This is a genomic window from Micromonospora sp. WMMA1947, assembly GCF_027497355.1.
In the GTDB taxonomy this organism is placed as follows: Bacteria; Actinomycetota; Actinomycetes; order Mycobacteriales; family Micromonosporaceae; genus Micromonospora.
Genome location: NZ_CP114909.1, coordinates 764,845 through 786,704, shown reverse-complemented (window position 1 = coordinate 786,704; position 21,860 = coordinate 764,845). Strand labels below are relative to the sequence as shown.

Sequence of the window (21,860 nt, the reverse complement as noted above, 5' to 3'; positions counted from 1 at the left end):
TTCCTCCTCAGCTCGCGGGTACGACGGTCACGGGTACGGCCGGATCCCCGGCGGAGAGCTTGAGCCCCTCCCACGGGATGGAGATCAGGCACTGGCGCAGGTGGTCCCGGGACTCCTCCAGCGTGGGCAGCGTCGCGGGCTCGCCCGACACGACGTACGAGTGCTGGAGCAACCGGTCGTTCGGCTGCCGGTCCGGCACGCCCTGCGGCACGATGACCTCCTCGGTGGCGGTGCCGGTCGGCTTGTGCCGGCGGACCGCGACCTTCCGGCCGCCGATGGTGGCCTTGTGCTCGGAGCGCTTGACCACCGGTCGCCCCTCCACCTCGACCAGCTTGTAGACCAGGCCGGCGGTGGGCGCTCCGGAGCCGGTCACCACAGCGGTGCCGGCGCCGTACATGTCGACCGGTTCGGCGGCGAGCGCGGCGATGGCGTACTCGTCGAGGTCGCCCGAGACGATGATCTTCGTCTCGGTGGCGCCGAGCGAGTCGAGCAGTTCCCGGGACTGCTGGGCGATCACGGCGAGGTCGCCGGAGTCGATCCGGACCGCCCGCAGCTCCGGCCCGGCCACCGCGATCGCGTTGCGGATGCCCTGGGCGATGTCGTACGTGTCGACGAGCAGCGTGGTGTCCTTGCCCAGCGTGGCGACCTGGGAGGCGAACGCGGCCCGCTCGTCGTCGTGCAGGAGCGTGAAGGCGTGTGCGGCGGTGCCCGCGGTGGGGATGCCGTAGCGCTGCCCGGCGGCCAGGTTGGAGGTGAACCGGAACCCGGCCAGGTAGGCGGCCCGCGCGGCGGCGACGGCGGCCTCCTCGTGCGCCCGGCGGGAGCCCATCTCGATCAGTGCCCGGCCCCGGGCCGCGGTGACCATCCGGGCCGCCGCGGCGGCGACCGCGCAGTCGTGGTTGAGCACGGAGAGCACGAGCGTCTCCAGCACCACGCACTCGGCGAACGTGCCGGACACGGTGAGGATCGGGGATCCGGGGAAGAACAGCTCGCCCTCGGCGTAGCCGTCGACGTCGCCGGTGAACCGGTAGTCGGCCAGCCACTGTGCCGCCCGGTCGTCCACCACACCGGTACGGCGCAGGAAGTCGATCTCCGCCGGGTCGAACCGGAAGTCGCGGATCATCTCGATCAGCCGGCCGGTTCCGGCGACCACGCCGTACCGGCGCCCGGCCGGCAGCCGCCGGCTGAACACCTCGAAGACGCAGCGTCGGTCGGCCGTGCCGTCACGCAGGGCCGCGCTGACCATGGTCAGCTCGTAGTGGTCGGTCAGCAGCGCGGGGCGAAGGGAGCTCACCGCCCCAGCCTAGAGTTCAGCCCGGGTCCGCGCCGTCGTGCCCCGGCATGGACCGCAGTGCGGCCCGCAACTCGCCGCGCCCGGCGACGCCGAGTTTGCTGTAGACGCGCTGGAGGTGGTTCTCCACCGTGCGCGTGGACAGGAACAGCCGTTCGGCGATGGCGCGGCTGGTCACACCGTCGGCGGCCAGCCGGGCGATCTCCCACTCCCGCTCGCTCAGCGTGGGGCGCAGCAGCCGCAGCGCCGGGGTGGAGATCTCGTCGCAGCGGCGCAGCAGATCGGCCAGGCGGTCCCGGATCGGCCCGGTGGCGCCGGCGCGGACGTGTCGCGTCCGGTGCAGCGCCAGCGCGGTCGCCTCGGCCGCGTACACGGTCAGCTCCCGGTCGGCGAAGCCGTCGGCGACTGCGAGCAGCGCCTCCGGCGAGCCGTCGACGGCGGCCCGGCCGAACCGGGCGACGAGCGGCGGCAGCACGCCGTCGACCTGCTCGGAGAGTTCGGCCAGGCGTTGCGCCACGGTGCGCCGGCCACCGTCGGTGCAGGTCGGGCCGACCGGCGCGGCGGCCTGGTCCAGCCGGACCAGGTCGAGCAGGACGAGCAGCTCGTGCCCGGCCAGGCCGTCCTCACGCAGCCGGTCGGCGAGCGCGCACAGGTGCTTGGTGGCCCCTGGCAGGTCGCCCGTGGCGGCCTGGACCGCGCCCCGGGCCTGCTCCAGCCACGGGTAGAGCACCGCCATGCCCGGCGCGTGCGTCCGGTCCGCCTCGGCCATCGCCTCGGCCGCGTGCGTCGCGTCTCCGCGCAGCGCGGCGGCCTGGGCTCGCTCGGCGTGCGCGAGGCCCGCGTACACCCGGCTGGTGGCGAGCACCGCGCACGCCTCCAGGCTGGTCCGCAGCGCGTCGTCGCCGCGCCCGCGCAGCCGCGCCGCGTACGCCTGCAGGATGGCCAGGTAGCCGGTGCCGAGCCGGAAGTCGCCGGCGCCCGCCAGGTCGGCGAACTCGTCGGCGACGATCGCGTCGATGCCGGGCAGGTCGCCGGAGAGCGTCAGCCGGGTGCCCCGGGCCAGCTCCATGGCGAGCTGGAGGTAGGGCATGTCGGCCCGCCAGCACGCCGCCTCGGCCTGCACCCGGGCGATCGCGGTGGTGCTGAGCTGGTACTGCCCCTGGGCGGCCTGGAGGTGGGCGAGCGTGCAGCGGGCCAGCTCCCGGGCGGCCATCGGGGCGGCCGGCCGGTCCAGCACCTCCTGGGCCAGCCGTACCGCGACGTCGACGTCGAGCCGGTGCAGCCGCATGATGGCCTCGAACGCGCGTACCCGGGCCCGGTCGGCCGGGTCGTCCAGCTCCTCGGCACGCGCGGCGATCTCCTCCACCGTGGACTCGCGGTTGAGCCCCCAGTAGCTGACCATGCCCCGGACGGTCAGCCACCGGCTGCGCCGCCGGTCGTCGTGGATCTCGCCGGCGACCTGGTCGAGCACGCCGATCGCCTCGTCCGGCCGGTCGCCGAACATCAGGATGGTGGCGAGCAGTTCCGCCGCGTCCGTGCCGCCGCCGGCCTCCAGCGCGGCCCGGGCCAGCCGGGTGGCCAGCGGCACGTCGTACCGGCCGAACGCCTGCACCGCCGCTTCGAGCAGCAGGCCCACGTCCTGCGCCGTACCCGAGTCGAGCCGCCACACCGCGACGCGCAGCAGGTCCTCCCGGCGGCGCTTGCCCACCTGCTCCAGCAGCCCGGCCAGGGTGGCCTGGAGCCGGCGGGTGCGGCTGACCGGGCAGCGCCGCCGCATCACCTCGCCGTAGAGCGGGTGCGCCAGGCGGACGTTGAGCCGCCGGTCGTCGTGCACCAGCGTGATGAGCCCGCGTTCCTCGGCCGTCTCCACGTCCGCCGGGTCGACCGCCCGTTCCAGCAGTTGCAGGCCCAGGGGCTCGCCGAAGGCGACCAGCTCGACGACCCCCCGGACGCCGGGGGTGAGCTGGCCGATCCGCGTGTCGATGAGTTCGGTGAGGTTGGGTGCCAGTCCCAGCCGGCCGGTCCAGGTCCAGATCCCGTACCTGCGGTTCAGCGCGTCGTCGGCGGCCAGCACCAGCTCCCGCAGCAGCAGCGGGTTGCCGGCGGAGAGCTGGAACAGCCGGTCCGAGGAACCGGCGTCGACCGGCCCACCGAGGATGGCGGCGAGCAGCCCGGTGGTCTCGCTGCGGCACAGCGGGCCCAGCTCGACCAGGTCGACGAGGTCGTCCGTCCAGAGTGCGCGGATCGGCAGCGGGACCTGTTCGCCGTTGCGCAGCGTCCCGATCACGTAGGCGTTCTCCGACCGGGCGACCAGGTGCACGAGCGCCGCCGACGGCGGATCCAGCAGGTGCGCGTCGTCGATGGCGAGCACGACGGGCCGGCCGGCGGCCTGTTCCTGGAGCACGTCCATGGCCCAGCGCAGGATGCCGGCGGGGGACAGGCCCTGCGGCTGCGAGGCGGGGAGCACCTGGACCAGCCCGCCGAACGGCAGCGCGGCGGTGGTGGCACTGGCCGCGACGGACCAGATCGCGTACCGCTCGGGGGAGAGCGCGGCCACCCCCTCGCGCAGCAGCCGGCTCTTGCCGACCCCGGCGTCGCCGCTGAGGAGCAACCCGCGCCCCTCCGGGCCGCCGACCGCCGACAACAGACGGTTGAGTTCATCCGTACGGCCGACGAACTCCCACCTACTCATCGACGCAGCATATCGACCATGTTCCGTCCGCGTGCGTACCGTCACGCAGCGAAGTTGAGTAATCTGTCCATTACCCGTGAGTACCGGACATGTTGGCTGTCGGATGGCCGACACCCGTACTCTTCCGGCAGCCCCTGCAACCAGGGGAGACCCGCGACCGATACCCCGGTCGCCCGACCGGGAGGCCCACCTGATGACACCAGGTTCGCTCCCTTCGGTCGACGTGCCCGACCCGCACAGTCAGGCCGAGCCCTCCGGATGCGCCCCGCTGCCGACCCGGCTCGGGGTGACCGAACCCCGGCCGGACGAGCCGATGGCGGTGGTCGTCGCCGGTCCGGCCGGCGCGAACCGGCGTGAGCTGATCGTCGGCCTGCTCGGGATCGAGGCCGCGACGCTCGCCGTGCCGCCGGGCAGCAACCTGCTGGTCCAGCACGCCGCCACCGCCACCCGCGCCGCGTACGTCCCGGGCTACCGCCAGCCGCACGCCTACGGCGCCGACCCGCTCGCGGCCGGCCCGGCGCTGGCCCGGCCGCCGCGCCGGGTCGAACTGAGCCTGCCCGATCCGCTGCTGCGGCACTTCGCGGTGGTCGACACGCCGGACACCGGCACGCTCGGTGTGGCCGGCGGCCGGGTGCTGCGCGACGCCGTCGGCCGGGCCGGCGCGCTGCTCTTCGTGATCTCCGCCGACCAGGCGTTCAGCGCGGCCGAGCTGCATCTGCTCGCCGAGGTGGCGCGTGCCCGCGTCGAGGTGTTCTTCGCCGTCACGCCCGGCGTGACCGGCCCGGCGCCGGGCGACGCCGCCCGGATGCCGGACGTGCCGCCGTCCGGCCGGACCGGGCCCACCCGGCGGCTCGACCCGGTGTCGGTCTCCATCGAGGCGCACCGCGCGGCGCTGCTGGCCGCGGTGCCGGCGCTCACCCCGGCCCGGTGGTTCCCGGCCCGCCGCGCCGAGCTGCCGCACCTGCGCCGCGCGCTGGTGAACTGGGCCGCCGACGAGGTGCTGCGCCGCGGCAGCGCCCACCCACCGGTGCCGTCCGGCGCGCACGGCCGGGTGCCGGTGCTCGCCGGCGTCGAGCCGGGCGAACTGGCCGACCGGATCGACCGTCAGGCCCGTGCCTGCGCCCGCCGGATCCGCCAGCACCTCGCCCTGGAACTGGCGAACATCCACCTGCGGGTGGTGCAGGAGATCGTCTTCGGGGTCGGCTGCGCCGGCCTGCCGCAGATGCTCGACCGGGAGCTGGAGGCGCTGTCGCTGCTCGCCACGGCACAGTGCGACGAGGCGGTGCGAGGGCTGGTCGACGAGGCCGCCGCCCGGGTCTTCGGCGCGCCGCTGGCCGAGGGCGTACGCCGGCGCATCACCCACGCGGTGCGCTGGGGCCTGGCCGACCACCCGGACGCCCCCGAGCTGGACCGGGTGCTCCTGGTGACCAGCACGGCCGGGGTCGCCGGGCTCACCGGCGCCGGTGCCCTGGACGCGCTGGCCGGGCTGCCCGGCGCGCAGCGCGACGAGGTGCTCCCGCCGGTCGGCGTCGCCCTCAACGGTGGCTGCTGGCAGCACTGGCGGGCACCCGGCAACAACGACCCGAACGCCGCTCGCTCCTGGGCCCAGCGCGCGCTGCGCGAGGTCGAACTCGAACTGTCCCGCGAGGTGGCCCGCCGCTTCGAGGTGATCCGTCTCTCGCTCGGCTCGGTGCTCGCCGATGCTGTCGACCACGGCATCCTGCTTGCCTGACGACGCCGCCGGCACACGGCGACCCGGGCTCGCGTACGCGGCCCGGGCGGGTGACGACGACCGCCGCGCCGTTCCGGTTCATCGGTTCCCCGGATCCGGTGGCACGATGGGGGGCATGGCGGCTCCACAGGTTGCGCCGGTCGAGACGCCGGACACCGAAGAGGTGCCGGTCTCCGACCGGCCATGGGTGACCATCGTCTGGGACGATCCGGTCAACCTGATGACGTATGTGACCTGGGTGTTCCAGAAGCTCTTCGGGTACAGCCGGGAGAAGGCGGAGCGGCTCATGCTGGACGTGCACCACAAGGGCAAGGCCGTGGTCTCCAGCGGCGCCCGGGAGCGGATGGAGCACGACGCGGCGCAGCTGCACGCGTACGGGCTGTGGGCGACGGTGGACCGCTCATGAGCATGTTCCGCCGCCGCGGCGACCACTACGTGGCCACGTTCGCCGTGGACGAGGTCCGGGTGCTGCGCAAGGTCGCCAACGAGGTGGTCGGCCTGCTGACCGACGGCTTCGACCACAGCGACCCGGTGGTCGGGCGGCTCTTCCCCGACGTCTATCCGGACGACGACGCCGGCACGGCCGAGTTCCGCCGCTACACCGAGGGCGATCTCAAGACCGGCAAGATCGACCAGGCGGGCGCCGTCCTCGCCGCGCTGCCCGACGGGGACGCCGGCGGCGAGGTGCGGCTGGACGCGGAGGCGGCCGAGGCGTGGCTGCGCGCGCTCAACGACGCCCGGCTCGCGATGGGCGTACGCCTGGAGATCAAGGACGGCACCGACCTGGGTGAGGAACTCGACGACGCGGTGGCCGCGGACCCGGGTTCGTCCCGGGTGTTCCAACTGTCGGTCTACGCCTATCTCGGATATCTCCAGGAATCCCTGCTCAACGCGCTCATCGACTGAGTGGTGACGGTTGCCACCTCGCCGTCCGGGACGACCAGGCGCTAGGCTTGGCGGCGTGCTGAGCATCGACCGGTCGATCATCGACGCGATCGTCGCCCACGCGCGTCGGGACCACCCGGACGAGGCGTGCGGCGTGGTCGCCGGCCCCGTCGGCAGTGACACCCCGACCCGGCACATCCCGATGGACAACGCCGCCCGCTCCATGACGTTCTACGAGTTCGACTCGATGGAGCAGTTGCGGGTGTGGCGCGAGATGGACGACCGCGACGAGGAACCGGTCGTCATCTACCACTCGCACACCGCGACGGAGGCCTACCCGTCGCGTACGGACGTCTCCTTCGCCGGCGAGCCGGGCGCGCACTACCTGCTCGTCTCGACCCGCGAGCCCGACACCGAGGAGATCCGCTCCTTCCGGATCGTCGACGGCGTGATCACCGAGGAACCGGTGCAGATCGTGGATGCCGCCGTGGACCCGAACGCCGTCCAGTCCTACATGTTCGGGCAGAGCCCGGCGACGGTCGACTACGAGTGTTCCGACCGCTGACCTTCAGCGCCGGCACCTTCCTTTTCCCGTCACCTGGCACGATCCCGAACGAGGAGCACGAGACATCATGGCTATCGAGGTTCGCATTCCCACCATCCTGCGCAGCTACACCGGCGGCGCGAAGGTCGTCGAGGGCAGCGGCGACACGCTCGCCGACCTGATCGCCGACCTGGACTCCCGGCACGGCGGCCTGAAGGCGCGCCTGGTCACCGACGCGGGCGCGCTGCACCGGTTCGTCAACGTCTACGTCAACGACGAGGACGTCCGCTTCCTCGGCGCGCTCGACGCCAAGCTCAACGACGGCGACAGCGTGACCGTCCTGCCGGCCGTGGCCGGTGGCGCGTTCGGCTTCGCGGCCGCCGCGGCGATCGCCTCGCACGCGGTCTCCACGCGCGCCGCCCGCTGAGGGGGGCCCGCGATGGCGCGGTACGACAGCCTGCTCGACGCGTGTGGCGGCACCCCGCTGGTCGGGCTGCCCCGGCTCTCGCCGACGGTTCCTGCCGGGGCGCCGCCGGTGCGGCTCTGGGCCAAGCTGGAGGACCGGAACCCGACCGGCAGCATCAAGGACCGCGCGGCGCTGTTCATGGTCCGCGCGGCCGAGGAGTCCGGCCGGCTGCGTCCCGGTGACACGATCCTGGAGCCGACGAGCGGCAACACCGGCATCTCGCTGGCCATGGTGGCGAAGCTGCGCGGCTACCGCCTGGTCTGCGTGATGCCGGAGAACGTCTCCACCGAACGGGTGCAGCTGCTCCGGATGTACGGCGCGGAGATCATCTTCTCGCCGGCGGCCGGCGGCTCGAACCAGGCGGTCGCGACCGCGAAGCAGATCTCCGCCGAGCACCCGGACTGGGTGATGCTCTACCAGTACGGCAACGAGGCGAACGCCCGGGCGCACTACGAGACGACCGGGCCGGAGCTGCTCCAGGACCTGCCGGGCATCACCCACTTCGTGGCCGGGCTGGGCACCACCGGCACGCTCATGGGCACCGGGCGCTTCCTGCGGGAGAAGGTCGAAGGCATCCAGATCGTGGCGGCCGAGCCGCGCTACGGCGAGCTCGTCTACGGTCTGCGCAACATCGACGAGGGCTACGTGCCCGAGCTGTACGACGCCGGGGTGCTGTCCCGCCGCTTCTCCGTGGGCACCCGGGACGCGGTGCTGCGTACCCGTCAGCTCGTCGAGGTGGAGGGCATCTTCGCCGGGTTCTCCACCGGCGCCATCCTGCACGCCGCACTCGCGGTGGCCCACGAGGCGGTCCGCGACGGCCGCCGCGCGGACGTGGCGTTCGTGGTCTGTGACGGCGGCTGGAAATACCTTTCGACCGGCGCGTACGGCGGCACCCTCGCCGACGCGGAGGAGGCCCTGGACGGTCAGCTCTGGGCCTGACGGACCGATGGCCGGTCCGGTCGGTGGCGTGCCCGCCGGCCGGACCGCCGGTCTCGTCCGGAGCGGACGTGTATGGGTGTCACGTTGATGACAACTTCCGGCAGATGATTCTTGCTCGACCGGGGCGACGCGTAGGCTGCGCAGCGTGGCGAGCGCGTCGGTAGAGATCATCGGCGGCGCCGCCGCCGGCGCATCGACTACTCATCGTGAGATCGAGGCCACCGGATGAGACTGACCGTCCTCGGCTGCGCGGGCAGCTTCCCGGGGCCCGAATCCCCCTGCTCGGCCTATCTCATGGAAGCCGAGGGCTTCCGGCTTCTGATCGACTTCGGGGTGGGGTCGCTCTCCACGCTCCAGCGCTACGTCGGGCTGCACGCCCCCGACGCCGTCCTCCTCACCCACCTGCACTGCGACCACATGTTCGACGCCGTGTCCTACGTGGTGGTGCGCCGGTACGCGCCGGACGGTCCGTACCCGCCCCTGCCGATGTACGCCCCCTCCGGCGCGCCCGACCGGCTCGCCATGGCGTACGGGCAGGAGGAAGGCTCGGTGGAGGACGTCTACCAGTTCTACGGTCTCCAGCCGGGCACGTTTCCGATCGGCCCGTTCAGCGTCACCGTCGACCGGATGAACCACCCGGTCGAGACGTACGGGGTGCGGCTGGAGCACGGCGGCCGGGTGTTCTGCTACTCCGCCGACACCGCGCCCTGTGAGGCGCTGCTGCGCCTGGCCCAGGACGCCGACGTGTTCCTCTGCGAGGCGAGCTACATGGACGGCGTGGAGAACCCGCCGGACCTGCACCTGACCGGCCGGGAGGCCGGCGAGGCGGCCACCAAGGCGGGCGTGGGCCGGCTCCTGCTCACCCATCTCGTACCGGCCTGGGGCAGCGAGTCGCAGACGGTGGAGGCGGCGGCCGGGGCGTACGCCGGGCCGCTGGACGTGGTGCGGCCCGGCGCCTGCTACGAGATCTGAGCCCGGCGGCGGCCGGTCCTCCTCGGCGGGCACCCGCGGGCGGTGCGATCACCGCACCGCATAGGGTGCAGGCATGGCGCGACCTGACGGGCGGCGGCCCGACCAACTCCGACCGGTGACCCTGACCCGGGGCTGGAGCACCCACCCGGAGGGCTCGGTGCTCGTCGAGTTCGGCGCGACCCGGGTCCTCTGCACGGCGAGCGTCACCGAGGGCGTGCCCCGCTGGCGCAAGGGTTCCGGGCTGGGCTGGGTGACTGCCGAGTACGCGATGCTGCCCCGGGCCACGAACACCCGCTCGGACCGGGAGAGCGTCCGCGGCAAGGTCGGCGGGCGGACCCACGAGATCTCCCGGCTGATCGGCCGCAGCCTGCGCGCCTGCGTCGACCTCAAGGCGCTCGGCGAGAACTCGATCGTGCTGGACTGCGACGTGCTCCAGGCCGACGGCGGTACCCGTACCGCCGCGATCACCGGCGCGTACGTCGCGCTGCACGACGCGGTGACCTGGCTGGCCGAGCGCAAGGCGCTGGCGGGCAAGGTGGAGAAGGTGATGCACCGCTCGGTGGCCGCGGTGAGCGTCGGGGTGATCGGCGGCGAGGCGATGCTCGACCTCTGCTACGCCGAGGACGTCACCGCCGAGGTCGACATGAACGTGGTCTGCACCGGCACCGGCGACTTCGTCGAGGTGCAGGGTACGGGCGAGGCGGGCGTCTTCGCCCGCGACCAGCTCGACGCGCTGCTCGACCTGGGCGTGGCGGGCTGCCTGGAACTGACCGACGCGCAGCGGAAGGCGCTCTCGTCATGAACAAGGTGCTGCTCGCCACCCGAAACCGGAAGAAGCTGGTCGAGCTCCAGCGGATCCTGGACGGCGCGCTCGGCGCGCACCGGATCGCCCTGCTCGGGCTCGACGACGTCGAGGAGTACCCGGAGCTGCCGGAGACCGGCCTCACCTTCGGTGAGAACGCGCTGATCAAGGCGCGGGAGGGCTGCCGGCGCACCGGCCTGCCGACCATCGCCGACGACTCCGGGCTGGCGGTGGACGCGCTCAACGGCATGCCGGGTGTGTTTAGCGCCCGCTGGTCCGGCCGGCACGGCGACGACCACGCCAACCTCCAGCTCGTGCTGGACCAGATCGGCGACGTGCCGGACGAGCACCGGGGCGCCGCGTTCGTCTGCACCGTCGCGCTGGTGCTGCCGGGCGGCAAGGAGCACCTGGTCGACGGCCGCCAGTCCGGCCGGCTGCTGCGCGCGCCGCGTGGCGACGGCGGCTTCGGCTACGACCCGATCTTCCTCGGTGACGGGCAGGAGCGGACCAACGCGGAGCTGACGCCCGAGGAGAAGGACGCGGTCAGTCACCGTGGCAAGGCGCTGCGGGAGCTGGCCAAGCTGGTCGCGAAGGTGCTCCCGCCCGCCTGATCCGCTCCCGCCGGCCGCCCGGCCGCCCGGCCGCAGCGCCGCACGCGCGCGCGGCCGGAGCGCCCCGACCGGCCCGCTCAGCCGAGCGGGCCGATCTCCCGTTCGATCGCCGCGCGCAGCTCCGGACCGCGTACCACGTCCCGCGCCGCCTCCATCAGCGGCGCGAGGAACACGTCCGGTCCCGGCTCGCCGATGGTGCCGCCGAGCACGTCGAGCGCGGCCCGCCCGGCCGGTGACGGCGTGAGCGGCGCGCGGAGCTGGAGCCCGCGTACGGCCGCCAGCAGCTCCACCGCGAGCAGGCTGGTCAGGTTGTCCAGCACCGTGCGCAGCTTCTTGGTGGCCGCCCAGCCCATCGAGACGTGGTCCTCCTGCATGCCGCTGGTGGGCAGCGAGTCGACCGAGGCGGGCGCGGCCAGCCGGCGGTTCTCCGCCACGATCCCGGCGGCGGTGTACTGGGCGATCATCAGCCCGGAGTTCACCCCGGCGTCGGGGGACAGGAACGCGGGCAGCTCCCGGGAGCGGGTGACGTCCAGCAGCCGGTCCACCCGGCGTTCGGCGATCGCGCCCACCTCGGCGGCGGCGATGGCCAGGTAGTCGGCGGCGAAGCCGAGCGGCGCGCCGTGGAAGTTGCCTGTCGACTCGACCCGCCCGTCCGGCAGCACCACCGGGTTGTCCACCACCGACAGCAGTTCCCGGCCCGCGATCACCTCGACGAAGTCGAGTGTGTCCCGGGCCGCGCCGGCCACCTGCGGCGCACACCGCATCGAGTACGCGTCCTGCACCGCGTGCGCCAGGTCGTCGCGGTGCGAGTCCATCACCGCCGAGCCCTGCAACAGCCGGTGGATGTTCGCCGCCGACGCGGCCTGGCCGGGATGCGGGCGGATCGCGTGCAGCTCGGGCAGGAACGGCCGCTCCGAGCCGAGCATCGCCTCGATGGCCAGCGCCGCCGTCACGTCCGCCATGGCGAACAGGTGCCGGGCGTCGGCGACGGCGAGCAGCAGCATGCCGAGCATGCCGTCGGTGCCGTTGATCAGCGCCAGCCCCTCCTTGGCGGCCAGCGACACCGGCTCGAGCCCGACCCGGCGCAGCGCGTCGGCGGCCGGAATGCGGTCACCGGCCGGGCCGAGCACCCAGCCCTCGCCGAGCAGCACCAGCGCGCAGTGCGCCAGCGGCGCCAGATCGCCTGATGCGCCGAGCGAGCCGTGCTCGGGCACCCACGGGGTCACCTCGTGGTTGAGCAGGTCCACGAGCGCCTCGGCGACCAGCGGGCGTACCCCGGAGCGGCCGAGCGCCAGCGAGCGGATCCGCAGCAGCATCATGGCGCGTACCACCTCGCGCGGCATCGGCGCGCCCACCCCGGCGGCGTGCGAGCGGATCAGCGCGTGCTGAAGCTCGGCCCGGCGCTCCGGGGCCACGAACGTGTTCGCCAGCGCGCCGAAGCCGGTGGAGACGCCGTACACCGGCCGCCCGGCCGCCTCGATGCGGTCCACGATGGACCGGGAGGTGGCCATCGCCTCGGTGGCGGCCGGGTCGAGCACGACCTTGGCGGTGCCGCGGGCCACCGCGAGCACGTCGGCGGCGGTGACGCCGGTGGACAGGATGGTCACGGTGGTCATCGCGGTACTCCGTTGTGCAGGACCTGGCGGATCAGTGGCACCCCCGGCCGGTAGGCCAGGTGCAGGTGGGACGGGGCGTCGAGGATGATCAGGTCGGCCCGCGCCCCGGGGGTCAGCCGTCCCACGTCGGTGCGGCGCAGCGCCGCCGCCCCGCCGGCGGTCGCGGCCCACACCGCCTCCGCCGGGGTCATCCCCATCTCGCGTACGGCGAGCGCGACGCAGAACGGCATCGACGACGTGTACGACGAGCCGGGGTTGCAGTCGGTCGCCAGCGCCACCGTCACGCCCGCGTCGAGCAGCCGCCGGGCGTCCGGATAGGGCGACCGGGTGGAGAACTCCGCCCCGGGCAGCAGCGTGGCGACGGTGGCCGTGTGGTTGCCCTCGGCGCACATGCAGTCGATCCGTCGTGAGGCCAGCGCGTCGATGTCGGCGTCGGTCAGGTGGGTGCAGTGGTCGACGCTGGCCGCGCCCATCTCCACGCCGAGCCGCACGCCCGGCCCGGGACCGAGCTGGTTGGCGTGCAGCCGGACGCCCAGACCGGCGGCCTGCCCGCAGGCGAGGATCGCCCGCGCGTGGTCGGCGTCGAACGCGCCCCGCTCGCAGAACACGTCGATCCAGCGGGCGTACGGCGCGGCGGCGGCGAGCATCGGCCCGCACACCAGGCCCACGTAGTCGTCCGGGCGGTCGGCGTACTCGGCGGGGACGACGTGCGCGCCGAGGAACGTGGTGTCGTCTGTGAACTCGGCGGCGATCCGCAGCGAGCGGGCCTCGTCGGCGACGTTCAGGCCGTACCCGCTCTTGATCTCGACGGTGGTGGTGCCCTGCCGCAGCATCTCCGCGCGCAGCCGGCCCACTGTGGCGCGCAGGTCGTCGTCGGAGGCGGCGCGGGTGGCGCCGACTGTGGTGCGGATGCCGCCGCCGGTGTAGCGCTCGCCGGCCATCCGGGCGGCGAACTCGGCGGCCCGGTCCCCGGCGAAGACCAGGTGGGCGTGGCTGTCCACGAAGCCGGGCAGCACCGCCGCGCCACCGGCGTCGATGCGCCGGTCGGCGGCGGGCGCGTGCCGGGCCGGACCGGTCCAGGCCACCTCGCCGTCCTCGATCAACAGAGCGGCGTCGCGCCGGACACCCAGCGGGTCGCCGTCGCGGCCGTCGTTCGTGACCAGCTCACCGATGTGGTCGACGAGCAGGCTGCCGCGCGTCACGAGTCCTCCTTCGCGGTCACCGCTGCGATTGCGTCCCGCAGCTCGGTGGGCACGTCCACGGTGAGGTGCCGGCCGCCGTCCACCACGGGCCGGCCGTCGACCACCACGCTTGTCACGTCGGCGGCGGTGGCCGCGAAGAACGCGCCGACCGGCGGCACCCCGGCGGTGCGGGCGCTGTCCAGCCGTACCGTGACCAGGTCCGCGCGCTGCCCGACGGCGAGCCGGCCGGCGTCGCCCCAGCCCAGCGCGGCGTGGCCGCCGACGGTGGCGGCGCCGACCATCTCGGCCGGCGTGAAGTGCCCCCGCCGCCGGGTACGCAGCCGCTCGTCCAGCTCCAGCGCGCGGGCCTCCTCGAACAGGTCCACCACGGCGTGACTGTCGCTGCCCAGGCTCAGCGGGCTGCCCGCGTCGGCCATCCGCCGCACCGGGCCGACCCCGTCGGCCAGGTCGCGTTCGGTGGTGGGGCAGACGCAGACCCGGGTACGGCTGTCGCCGAGCAGCGCCACGTCGGCGGCGGTCGGGTGGGTGGCGTGCACGGCTGTGGTGTGCGGGCCGAGGACGCCGTGGTCGGCCAGCAGCCGCGTCGGGGTGCAGCCGTGCACCGCGCGGCAGGCGTCGTTCTCGGCCGGCTGCTCGGACAGGTGCACGTGCAGCGGCAGCCCGTTGCGGTCGGCCCAGCCCGCCACCGTGGCGAGCTGCTCGGCCGGGACCGCGCGTACCGAGTGGATGGCCGCGCCGAGCCGGACGTGGTCGTCGGCCGGGCGGAACGCGTCCACCCGCGCCGCCCAGCGCAGCGCGTCGCCGTCACCGAAGCGGCGTTGCGGCCCGGCCAGCGGCGCGCCGTCCACGCCCCCGGCCAGGTACGCGGTGTCCAGCAGCGTGAGCCGGATCCCGGCGTGCGCGGCGGCCTCCACGAGCGCGGCGGACATGGCGTTCGGGTCGTCGTACGGGGTGCCGCCGGGACCGTGGTGCAGGTAGTGGAACTCGCCCACGCAGGTGATTCCGGACAGCGCCATCTCGGCGTACACGGCGCGGGCCAGCGCCAGGTAGGTGTCCGGGTCGAGCCGGATCGCGACGGCGTACATCAGGCTGCGCCAGGACCAGAAGTCGCCGCGCCCGTCGTGGGTGCGTCCGCGCAGCGCCCGGTGGAACGCGTGCGAGTGCGCGTTCGCCAGGCCGGGCAGCGTCAGGCCGGGCAGCCGGACCGCGTCGGCGAGCACCTCGACCCCGGCGGTCGGCGGACCGTCCACGGTCAGCGGGGTGACAGCGGTGAGCCGCCCGTCGGTCGCCTCGATCAGCACGTCCCGGGTGGGCTCGGCGCGGTCGGGCAGCCAGGCGTACTCGGCCAGCCAGCGGGTCAGCGGCATGCCAGCTCCTCCAGCACCCGGGCCAGGGCGGCCACCCCGGCGGCGCAGTCGGCGTCGGTGGCCGCCTCGGCGGGGGAGTGCGACACCCCGGTCGGGTTGCGCACGAACAGCATCGCGGTGGGCAGGTGCGCCGCCAGCACGCCCGCGTCGTGCCCGGCGCCGGTGGGCAGCACCGGCGCGTCGAGCAGCGCGGCCAGCCGGTCGGCCAGCCCGCGGTCGAACGCGACGAGCGGGGTCGCCGACTCCTGCGTGCAGGTCAGCGCCGTGCCGTCGCGGCCGGCCCGGTCGGCGGCCTTGGTGCGTACCGCCTCGACCAGACCGTACAGCGTCTCCGCCTCGGCCGCCCGCGCGTCCAGCCAGCCGGTGACCCGGGACGGGATCGCGTTCGTGGCGTTCGGCTCGACCGACACCCGGCCCACGGTGGCGTGCGCGTCGCGCAGCCGGGCCTCCTTGTTCGCCGCCAGCACGGTGAACGCGTAGGTGAGCATCGGGTCGCGGCGGTCGGCCATCCTTGTCGTACCCGCGTGGTTTCCCTCGCCGGTGAAGTCGAACCGCCACCGGCCGTGCGGCCAGATCGCGGACGCCACAGCGACCGGCGCGTCCAGGTCGACCAGCGCGCGGCCCTGCTCGACGTGCAGTTCCACGAAGGCCGCGAAGCGGCCGAGCAGCGCCGGGTCGGCGCCCGCCGGCCGCTCGCCCAGCGCCTGCGCGAAGGTCGTCCCGGCCTGGTCGCGCAGCCCGGCCGCGCGGTCGACGTCGATCTCGCCGGTGAGCAGCCGAGACCCCAGGCAGGGTACGCCGAACCGCGCGCCCTCCTCCTCCACGAACGCGGCGACCACCACCGGCCGGTCCGGGGTGACGCCCGCGGCCCGCAGCTCGTCCACGGCGAGGAACGCGCTGACGATGCCGAGCGGCCCGTCGTACGCGCCGCCGTGCGGCACCGAGTCGAAGTGGCTGCCGGTGAGCACCGCGTCCCCGGCCCCCGGGTCGCCCCACCAGGCGAACAGGTTGCCGTTGCCGTCCTGCTGAACCGGCATCCCGCGGGCGTCGGCCTGGTTGTGGAACCACTCCCGCAGCCGCAGCTCCGGTTCGGTCAGCGCGTAGCGCAGGTAGCCGCTGCTGCCCTCGTCGCGCCCGATCGGCGCGATCTCGTTCCACAGCTTCTGGAACCGGGCCGCCAGGTCGCTCACAGGTCGCCCTCGGTCATGGGGACGCGGACGCCGGTACGCGCGGCGACCTCGCGCGCGTCGTCGTAGCCGGCGTCGACGTGCCGGATGACGCCCATCGCCGGATCGTTCGTGAGCACCCGCTCGATCTTCTGCCCGGCCAGCTCACTGCCGTCGGCCACGCAGACCTGGCCGGCGTGGATGGACCGGCCGATCCCCACGCCGCCGCCGTGGTGGATGGACACCCAGGACGCGCCGCTGGCGGTGTTCACCAGCGCGTTCAGCAGCGGCCAGTCGGCGATCGCGTCGGAGCCGTCGGCCATCGCCTCGGTCTCCCGGTACGGGCTCGCCACGCTGCCGCAGTCCAGGTGGTCCCGGCCGATCACCACCGGGGCGCTCAGCTCGCCGGAGGCGACCATCTCGTTGAACCGCACCCCGGCCCGGTCGCGCTCGCCGTAGCCGAGCCAGCAGATCCGCGCCGGCAGGCCCTGGAACGCGATCCGCTCGCCGGCCATCCGGATCCACCGCGCCAGGGACTCGTTCTCCGGGAACAGGTCGAGGATGGCCCGGTCGGTGGCGGCGATGTCCTTCGGGTCGCCGGAGAGCGCGGCCCAGCGGAACGGGCCCTTGCCCTCGCAGAACAGCGGCCTGATGTACGCGGGCACGAAACCGGGGAAGTCGAACGCCCGCTCGTAGCCGCCGAGCTTGGCCTCGCCCCGGATCGAGTTGCCGTAGTCGAAGACCTCGGCGCCCGCGTCCAGGAAGCCGACCATGGCCTCCACGTGCTTCGCCATCGACGCCCGGGCCCGGTCGGTGAACTCGGCCGGCTTGGCCGCCGCGTAGTCCCGCGCGTCGGCCAGGTCCACGCCCTCCGGCAGGTACGACAGCGGGTCGTGCGCGCTGGTCTGGTCGGTCACGACGTCGATGGCGACGCCCCGGCGCAGCAGCTCCGGGAAGACGGTGGCGGCGTTGCCGACCACGCCGACGCTGAGCGCCCGCCGGTCCCGCTTCGCCGCGAGCGCCCGCTCGACCGCGTCGTCGAGCGAGTCGGCGATCTCGTCGAGGTAGCGGTCGTGTGCCCGCCGCTCCAGCCGGGACCGGTCCACGTCCACGATCAGGCAGACGCCGCCGTTCATGGTGACCGCGAGCGGCTGCGCCCCGCCCATCCCGCCGCAGCCGGCGGTGAGCGTCAGCGTGCCGGCGAGCGTGCCCTCGAAGCGCTTGGCGGCGACAGCGGCGAACGTCTCGTACGTGCCCTGGAGGATGCCCTGGGTGCCGATGTAGATCCAGGAACCGGCGGTCATCTGCCCGTACATGGTCAGGCCGAGCGACTCCAGCCGGCGGAACTCCGGCCAGGTGGCCCAGTCGCCGACCAGGTTGGAGTTGGCCAGCAGCACACGCGGCGCCCACTCGTGGGTCCGCATCACGCCGACCGGCCGGCCGGACTGCACGAGCATCGTCTCGTCGTCGCGCAGCTCGGTCAGCGTGCGCACCAGCGCGTGGTACGACGCCCAGTCCCGGGCCGCCTTCCCGGTGCCGCCGTAGACCACCAGGTCCTCGGGGCGCTCGGCCACCTCCGGGTCGAGATTGTTCATCAGCATCCGCAGGGCGGCCTCCTGCGGCCACCCCTTCGCGGTGCGTGTGGTGCCGCGAGCGGCGCGGACGGGCTGGTACATCTCGTACTCCTCTCAGCCGAGGAACAACTGGCGGCGGGCGGCGGACGACTCGAACGCCTCGAGCCGGTTCTGGGTCTCGGCCGGTGCGGCGTCGCAGATCGCCTGGAGCACCACCATGGCCAGCGTCATCGGTGCGGTGTGCAGGTCGAAGACCAGGTCGGCGCCGACGGCGGCGGGCAGCACCACCTGGGCGTGCTCGGTGGCCGGGCTCACCGGCGAGTCGGTGATCGCCACGACGGTCAGTCCGGCGTCCCGGGCCTCGCGCAGCGCGTCCAGGGTCTCCCGGGGGTAGCGGGGCAGCACGAACGCCAGCAGCGCCGTCGCGCCGGCCGCCGCCGCCTGGTCCAGGCGGTCGACCAGCATGCTGCCGCCGTCGTCGAGGACCCGCACGTCCGGGTGCACCTTGGCGGCGAAGTACGCGAAGTACGCGGCCAGCGGCGCGGCGGCGCGCAGCCCGAGCACCGGCAGCGGACGACTGGCCGCCAGCAGCTTCCCGACCTCGGCGACCCGGCCGGCGTCGGCGAGCTGCGCGGCGAGCCGGTCGAGATTGTCCCGCTCGGCGTGCACCGCCCGTTGCAGGGCGTTGCCGGCAGCCGGTCCGGCCGACCCGGTGACGGTCAGTTCCCGCAGGCGGCGGCGCAGCGCGGGGTAGCCGTCGTGCCCGAGCGCCATGGCGAACCGGGTCACCGACGGCTGGCTGACGCCGGCCAGCTCGGCCACCTCGGCGGCGGACAGGTACGCCGCCGCGCCCGCGTGCCGCACCAGGCAGTGGGCGATGCGGCGCTGGGTCGGGGTGAGCCGTACGCCGTGGAACAGGTCGAGCAGGCGGTCGGGGGAGGCCGCACCGCTTTCATTCACGCCAGGACTCTATGCATGAAAACTTTCAGCGCGCAAGGGTGGTCCGACCGCAGGGAGATCCGATGAGCGTGCTCTCTGTACTATCCGCACGGCGGGTGAGCAGAGGAGTGGGGCATGCAGCCGGAGGGTCCGTACAGGTTCACCGAGGTGCTGGGCGAGTGCCAGGTCGGCAGGGCCTGGGCCGCGCTCGACGGGCAGGACCGCGCGCTGACCGTGGCGGTCCTGGACGGAGCCGCCGCCGGTGACCAGCGCTGGCGCGAGGCGTTCACCAACGCGGCGAACGTGCTGGCCCAGACGCCCGGCGGCCACCGGTACGTGAACTCCGACTTCGCCGCCGGCCAGCCCTGGGTGGCGTACCCGTCCGATGAGGACGGCGCGGCCGAGCGGCTGTTCCGCAGCCTGGGCATGGACTACCAGCGCATCGCCACCGCCGAGATCCTCCCGCCGCCCCCGCCGGTGTCCGCGCCGCCGCAGCAGGTCTCGTCGCCGCCGCAGTTGCCGTGGAGCCCGCAGCCGTGGGCGATGACGCCGCAGCAGCCGGTCTCCGGGGCACCCGTGTCCGCCGGTGCGCCGGTCTCGTCCGGCGCGCCCGTGTCACCCGGCATGCCGGTGTCGCCGGGCATGCCGGTGCCGGCGATCCCGGCCCAGGCCACCGCCCCGGACCCGCTCGTGCCGACCGGCGGTCCCCGGATCGCTCCGGTCGCCCGCCCGCCCAAGAGCCGTACCGGCCTGTGGATCGGCGGCGTGGTCATGGCGGCGGTGCTCGCCGGTGGCGCGGGCCTGCTGGCCGGGCGGTCGCTCGCCGACGGCGGCGAACCGTCCACTCCGACCGCGAGCGCGTCCCCGGCACTGTACGAGGCCACCCAGCAGTCGCTGAACAAGGCGAAGTTCGACGCCGCGCTCATGCCGATCGCCGAGCCGTGGCTCGACGGCATGGGTGGCTGCGCGATCAACACCGAGAAGAGCGGCCCCGGGCTCGCCGCCGGGGAGAAGCAGCACGTCTTCTGCCGCTACCTGGGTGTGTCGCTGCACTTCGCCGAGTACGAGTCGGCCGAGAAGAAGGAGGCGGCGCGCGCCTTCCGCCAACAGATGGGCATCATCGGCCGGGCGCTCGCGCCGGGCATGAGGGAGGCCGGCCTGGCCACCGGCGGTGTCAGCGGGGCGCAGGGCAGCTACGTCGAGTACGCCGGCAACGGCCAGGACGGCCGCCCGGTCTGCGGCATCTGGTGGGGCCGCGACGACAACACCAGCGCGATCTACATGGAGACGCCCTGCGGGGCCGGGCTGGGCGGCAACTGGGACGCCCTGCGCGACCTCTGGCAGCGCCACAGCTAACGGACAGCCGCTCCGTTGGGCGGCGGCACCAGACAGACGTCGCTGCCCTTGGTGACGCCCGCGGCCAGGTCGAAGCGGACCACGCGCGCCCCGCCGAACTGCCGCTCGGTCACCGCCACACCACTGCCGCCGAGCCGGACGATGACGTCCCGGTTCGCCGCGTCGGCCCAGTCGGTGGCCTGGAACAGCCAGACCCGGGACCGTCCGGGCAGCAGCGTCGAGACGTTCCGCCCCGGGCAGCCGCCCGGTCCGGCGGCGACCACGTAGGCGTCCGCGGCCGGGCCGTACCACGCCTGGGCGTTCCACGAGACGGTGGTGGCCAGCACCAGGTCACCCGGGCGGCGCTTGTCGTCCAGGTGGCGCAGCGCGCCCCGGTAGTCGACAGCGTTCGCGCCGCCGCCCTGGGCGAAGGCCCGCGCCGGATGCACCGTCGCCACCACAGCGGTGGCCAGTTGCGGAACGGCGAGCGCGAGCAGGAGCACCACCGCGACCGCCCACCGGATCCGGGCGGGCAGCCCGGTCCGCGCCGGTGGCGGCGCGACGGCGAGCGCGGCGAGCAGCAGGCACGCCGGCACCGCGTAGAGCGCCAGCCGGCCGTTGAACGGGTAGACCGACACCGCCGCGCCGGCTAGCCCCGCCGCCAGCGGGGTGAGCAGGACCAGCACCCCCACCGTGGACAGCCGGCGCAGCCCGGCGGCCGCCCCCAGCACCAGCAGCGGTACGACGACCCAGGCCGACCAGGCCACGAACGGCACCGTGGCGAGACTTCGGTACGTCGCCGCGAGCCACTCCACGGTGGCGGCCAGGTCGGTCAGCGAGTGCGCCGGATAGATCGACTTCGCCCGCCAGTACGCGGCGAGCTGCGGATCGGCGAGTCCCGGCGCCAGGAACAGCACGTACACCACGAGCGCCACCACGGCCCAGGCCGGTGCCGGGGCGAGGAACCGGCCCAGATCACGCCACCTGGTCGCTCGTGGAAGATCCGGGCGGGCCAGCGCGTACCCGGCCAGCAGCACACCCAGCACGCCGGTGACCGGAATGGACAGGGTGCTGACGAACGCCACGACCGCCGCGGCCGACCAGAACACCGCCGACCCGGCCCACGTCAGGCCGCGCCGGACGAGCAGCAGCGCCAAGCCGACCACGAGCGTGACGCCGAACGCCTCGGCGCTGTACTGCTTCAGCTCGTTGGAGTAGCCGATCAGGAACGGCGCGACGGTGACCAGCAGCAGCGCCGCCAGCGCGGCGAGCGGCGGCAGAAGCTGCCGGCCGAGCCAGGCGACGAGTGGCAGCAGCGCCAGCCCGAACAGCAGCGGCACCAGCCGCAGCGCCCGCTCACCGTCGCCGAACTGCTCCAGCGCGAACCGTTCCAGCCACAGCCAGCCGGGCGGTGCCGACTGGCTGAACGCCAGCGGCTGCAACAGATCCAGGTAGCCGCGCTCCCGGATGTTGTGCGCGATGGAGAGTTCGTCGTTCCAGAAGCTGCGGGCGTACGCCCACTGCCGGATCCGCAGCACGGCGCCGAACGCGACCAGCAGGCCCGCGACGGACCAGTACGGGGACCGGCTCAGCCGCTCCCACGCGACCGCGACGACCGCCGCCGGGGTGCCCGGCCGCGCCGGCACCGGCGTCGTCGGCGCGGGTGCCATCGAGGGGGAGAAGGCCGGGCGTGTCACGGACACGGCGAGACGGTATCAAAGCGTCAT

General features: G+C 74.2%; 19 protein-coding genes. 10 read left to right on the top strand and 9 right to left on the bottom strand.

Annotated features, from left to right (window positions below):
• Positions 1 to 7: 7 nt before the first annotated feature.
• Positions 8 to 1,294: a nicotinate phosphoribosyltransferase gene (locus tag O7604_RS03725; protein ID WP_281578859.1), complete on the bottom strand. Its 1,287-nt coding sequence runs from the start codon at positions 1,292 to 1,294 to the stop codon at positions 8 to 10.
• 16 nt (positions 1,295 to 1,310) lie between these two features.
• The gene (locus O7604_RS03720) at positions 1,311 to 3,983 is read right to left on the bottom strand and encodes a LuxR family transcriptional regulator (protein WP_281578858.1); all 2,673 of its coding nucleotides are present in this window, start codon (positions 3,981 to 3,983) and stop codon (positions 1,311 to 1,313) included.
• A 193-nt stretch (positions 3,984 to 4,176) separates the two neighbouring features.
• Here O7604_RS03720 and O7604_RS03715 point away from each other — a divergent pair, with 193 nt between their 5' ends.
• The 9 genes from O7604_RS03715 (at position 4,177) to rdgB (ending at position 10,934) form a co-directional block, all read left to right on the top strand.
• Positions 4,177 to 5,715 carry a hypothetical protein gene (locus O7604_RS03715; protein WP_281578857.1) on the top strand — a complete coding sequence of 513 codons (1,539 nt, stop codon included), beginning with the start codon at positions 4,177 to 4,179 and terminating at the stop codon, positions 5,713 to 5,715.
• Between the two features lie 115 nt (positions 5,716 to 5,830).
• Complete coding sequence (clpS, locus tag O7604_RS03710; protein WP_018786685.1) at positions 5,831 to 6,121, top strand: ATP-dependent Clp protease adapter ClpS; 291 nt, start codon at positions 5,831 to 5,833, stop codon at positions 6,119 to 6,121.
• A complete protein-coding gene (locus O7604_RS03705) occupies positions 6,118 to 6,621 on the top strand; it encodes a DUF2017 domain-containing protein (protein ID WP_269701800.1) in 504 nt (167 codons plus the stop codon). The genes clpS and O7604_RS03705 overlap by 4 nt, the downstream gene beginning before the upstream one ends.
• A gap of 55 nt (positions 6,622 to 6,676) precedes the next feature.
• Positions 6,677 to 7,165 (top strand): M67 family metallopeptidase, encoded by a 489-nt coding sequence (locus O7604_RS03700; protein ID WP_281578856.1) that lies wholly within the window; start codon positions 6,677 to 6,679, stop codon positions 7,163 to 7,165.
• 67 nt (positions 7,166 to 7,232) lie between these two features.
• The gene (locus tag O7604_RS03695) at positions 7,233 to 7,571 is read left to right on the top strand and encodes a MoaD family protein (protein ID WP_091329859.1); all 339 of its coding nucleotides are present in this window, start codon (positions 7,233 to 7,235) and stop codon (positions 7,569 to 7,571) included.
• 12 nt (positions 7,572 to 7,583) lie between these two features.
• A complete protein-coding gene (locus O7604_RS03690) occupies positions 7,584 to 8,549 on the top strand; it encodes a pyridoxal-phosphate dependent enzyme (protein ID WP_269701797.1) in 966 nt (321 codons plus the stop codon).
• A gap of 225 nt (positions 8,550 to 8,774) precedes the next feature.
• Positions 8,775 to 9,521, top strand: a complete 747-nt coding sequence (locus O7604_RS03685; RefSeq protein WP_269701795.1) for an MBL fold metallo-hydrolase — start codon at positions 8,775 to 8,777, stop codon at positions 9,519 to 9,521.
• Positions 9,522 to 9,594: 73 nt separating this feature from the next.
• Positions 9,595 to 10,323 (top strand): ribonuclease PH, encoded by a 729-nt coding sequence (gene rph / locus O7604_RS03680; RefSeq protein WP_269701793.1) that lies wholly within the window; start codon positions 9,595 to 9,597, stop codon positions 10,321 to 10,323.
• Entirely contained in the window at positions 10,320 to 10,934 is a 615-nt protein-coding gene (gene rdgB / locus O7604_RS03675; RefSeq protein WP_269701792.1) for an RdgB/HAM1 family non-canonical purine NTP pyrophosphatase, read from the top strand. The genes rph and rdgB overlap by 4 nt, the downstream gene beginning before the upstream one ends.
• 77 nt (positions 10,935 to 11,011) lie before the next feature.
• Here rdgB and hutH read toward each other — a convergent pair whose 3' ends face one another.
• The 6 genes from hutH to O7604_RS03645 are packed head-to-tail and all read right to left on the bottom strand — an operon-like array spanning position 11,012 to position 18,819.
• The gene (gene hutH / locus O7604_RS03670; protein WP_269701790.1) at positions 11,012 to 12,550 is read right to left on the bottom strand and encodes a histidine ammonia-lyase; all 1,539 of its coding nucleotides are present in this window, start codon (positions 12,548 to 12,550) and stop codon (positions 11,012 to 11,014) included.
• On the bottom strand, positions 12,547 to 13,752 hold the full coding sequence (gene hutI, locus O7604_RS03665) for an imidazolonepropionase (protein WP_269701788.1): 1,206 nt from the start codon (positions 13,750 to 13,752) through the stop codon (positions 12,547 to 12,549). The genes hutH and hutI overlap by 4 nt, the downstream gene beginning before the upstream one ends.
• Complete coding sequence (locus O7604_RS03660) at positions 13,749 to 15,113, bottom strand: formimidoylglutamate deiminase (RefSeq protein ID WP_281580033.1); 1,365 nt, start codon at positions 15,111 to 15,113, stop codon at positions 13,749 to 13,751. The genes hutI and O7604_RS03660 overlap by 4 nt, the downstream gene beginning before the upstream one ends.
• Positions 15,110 to 16,309 carry an allantoate amidohydrolase gene (locus tag O7604_RS03655; RefSeq protein ID WP_281578855.1) on the bottom strand — a complete coding sequence of 400 codons (1,200 nt, stop codon included), beginning with the start codon at positions 16,307 to 16,309 and terminating at the stop codon, positions 15,110 to 15,112. Before O7604_RS03655 ends, O7604_RS03660 begins: the two co-directional genes overlap by 4 nt.
• Entirely contained in the window at positions 16,306 to 17,961 is a 1,656-nt protein-coding gene (gene hutU / locus O7604_RS03650; protein WP_281578854.1) for a urocanate hydratase, read from the bottom strand. Before hutU ends, O7604_RS03655 begins: the two co-directional genes overlap by 4 nt.
• 12 nt (positions 17,962 to 17,973) lie before the next feature.
• The gene (locus O7604_RS03645) at positions 17,974 to 18,819 is read right to left on the bottom strand and encodes a MurR/RpiR family transcriptional regulator (protein ID WP_281578853.1); all 846 of its coding nucleotides are present in this window, start codon (positions 18,817 to 18,819) and stop codon (positions 17,974 to 17,976) included.
• 114 nt (positions 18,820 to 18,933) lie between these two features.
• Between O7604_RS03645 and O7604_RS03640 the strand changes: the two genes are divergently transcribed.
• Positions 18,934 to 20,154, top strand: a complete 1,221-nt coding sequence (locus O7604_RS03640; RefSeq protein ID WP_281578852.1) for a hypothetical protein — start codon at positions 18,934 to 18,936, stop codon at positions 20,152 to 20,154.
• Here O7604_RS03640 and O7604_RS03635 read toward each other — a convergent pair.
• A complete protein-coding gene (locus O7604_RS03635; protein WP_281578851.1) occupies positions 20,151 to 21,836 on the bottom strand; it encodes a glycosyltransferase family 39 protein in 1,686 nt (561 codons plus the stop codon). The two genes, O7604_RS03640 and O7604_RS03635, sit on opposite strands and share 4 nt — an antisense overlap.
• Between the last annotated feature and the right edge of the window lie 24 nt (positions 21,837 to 21,860).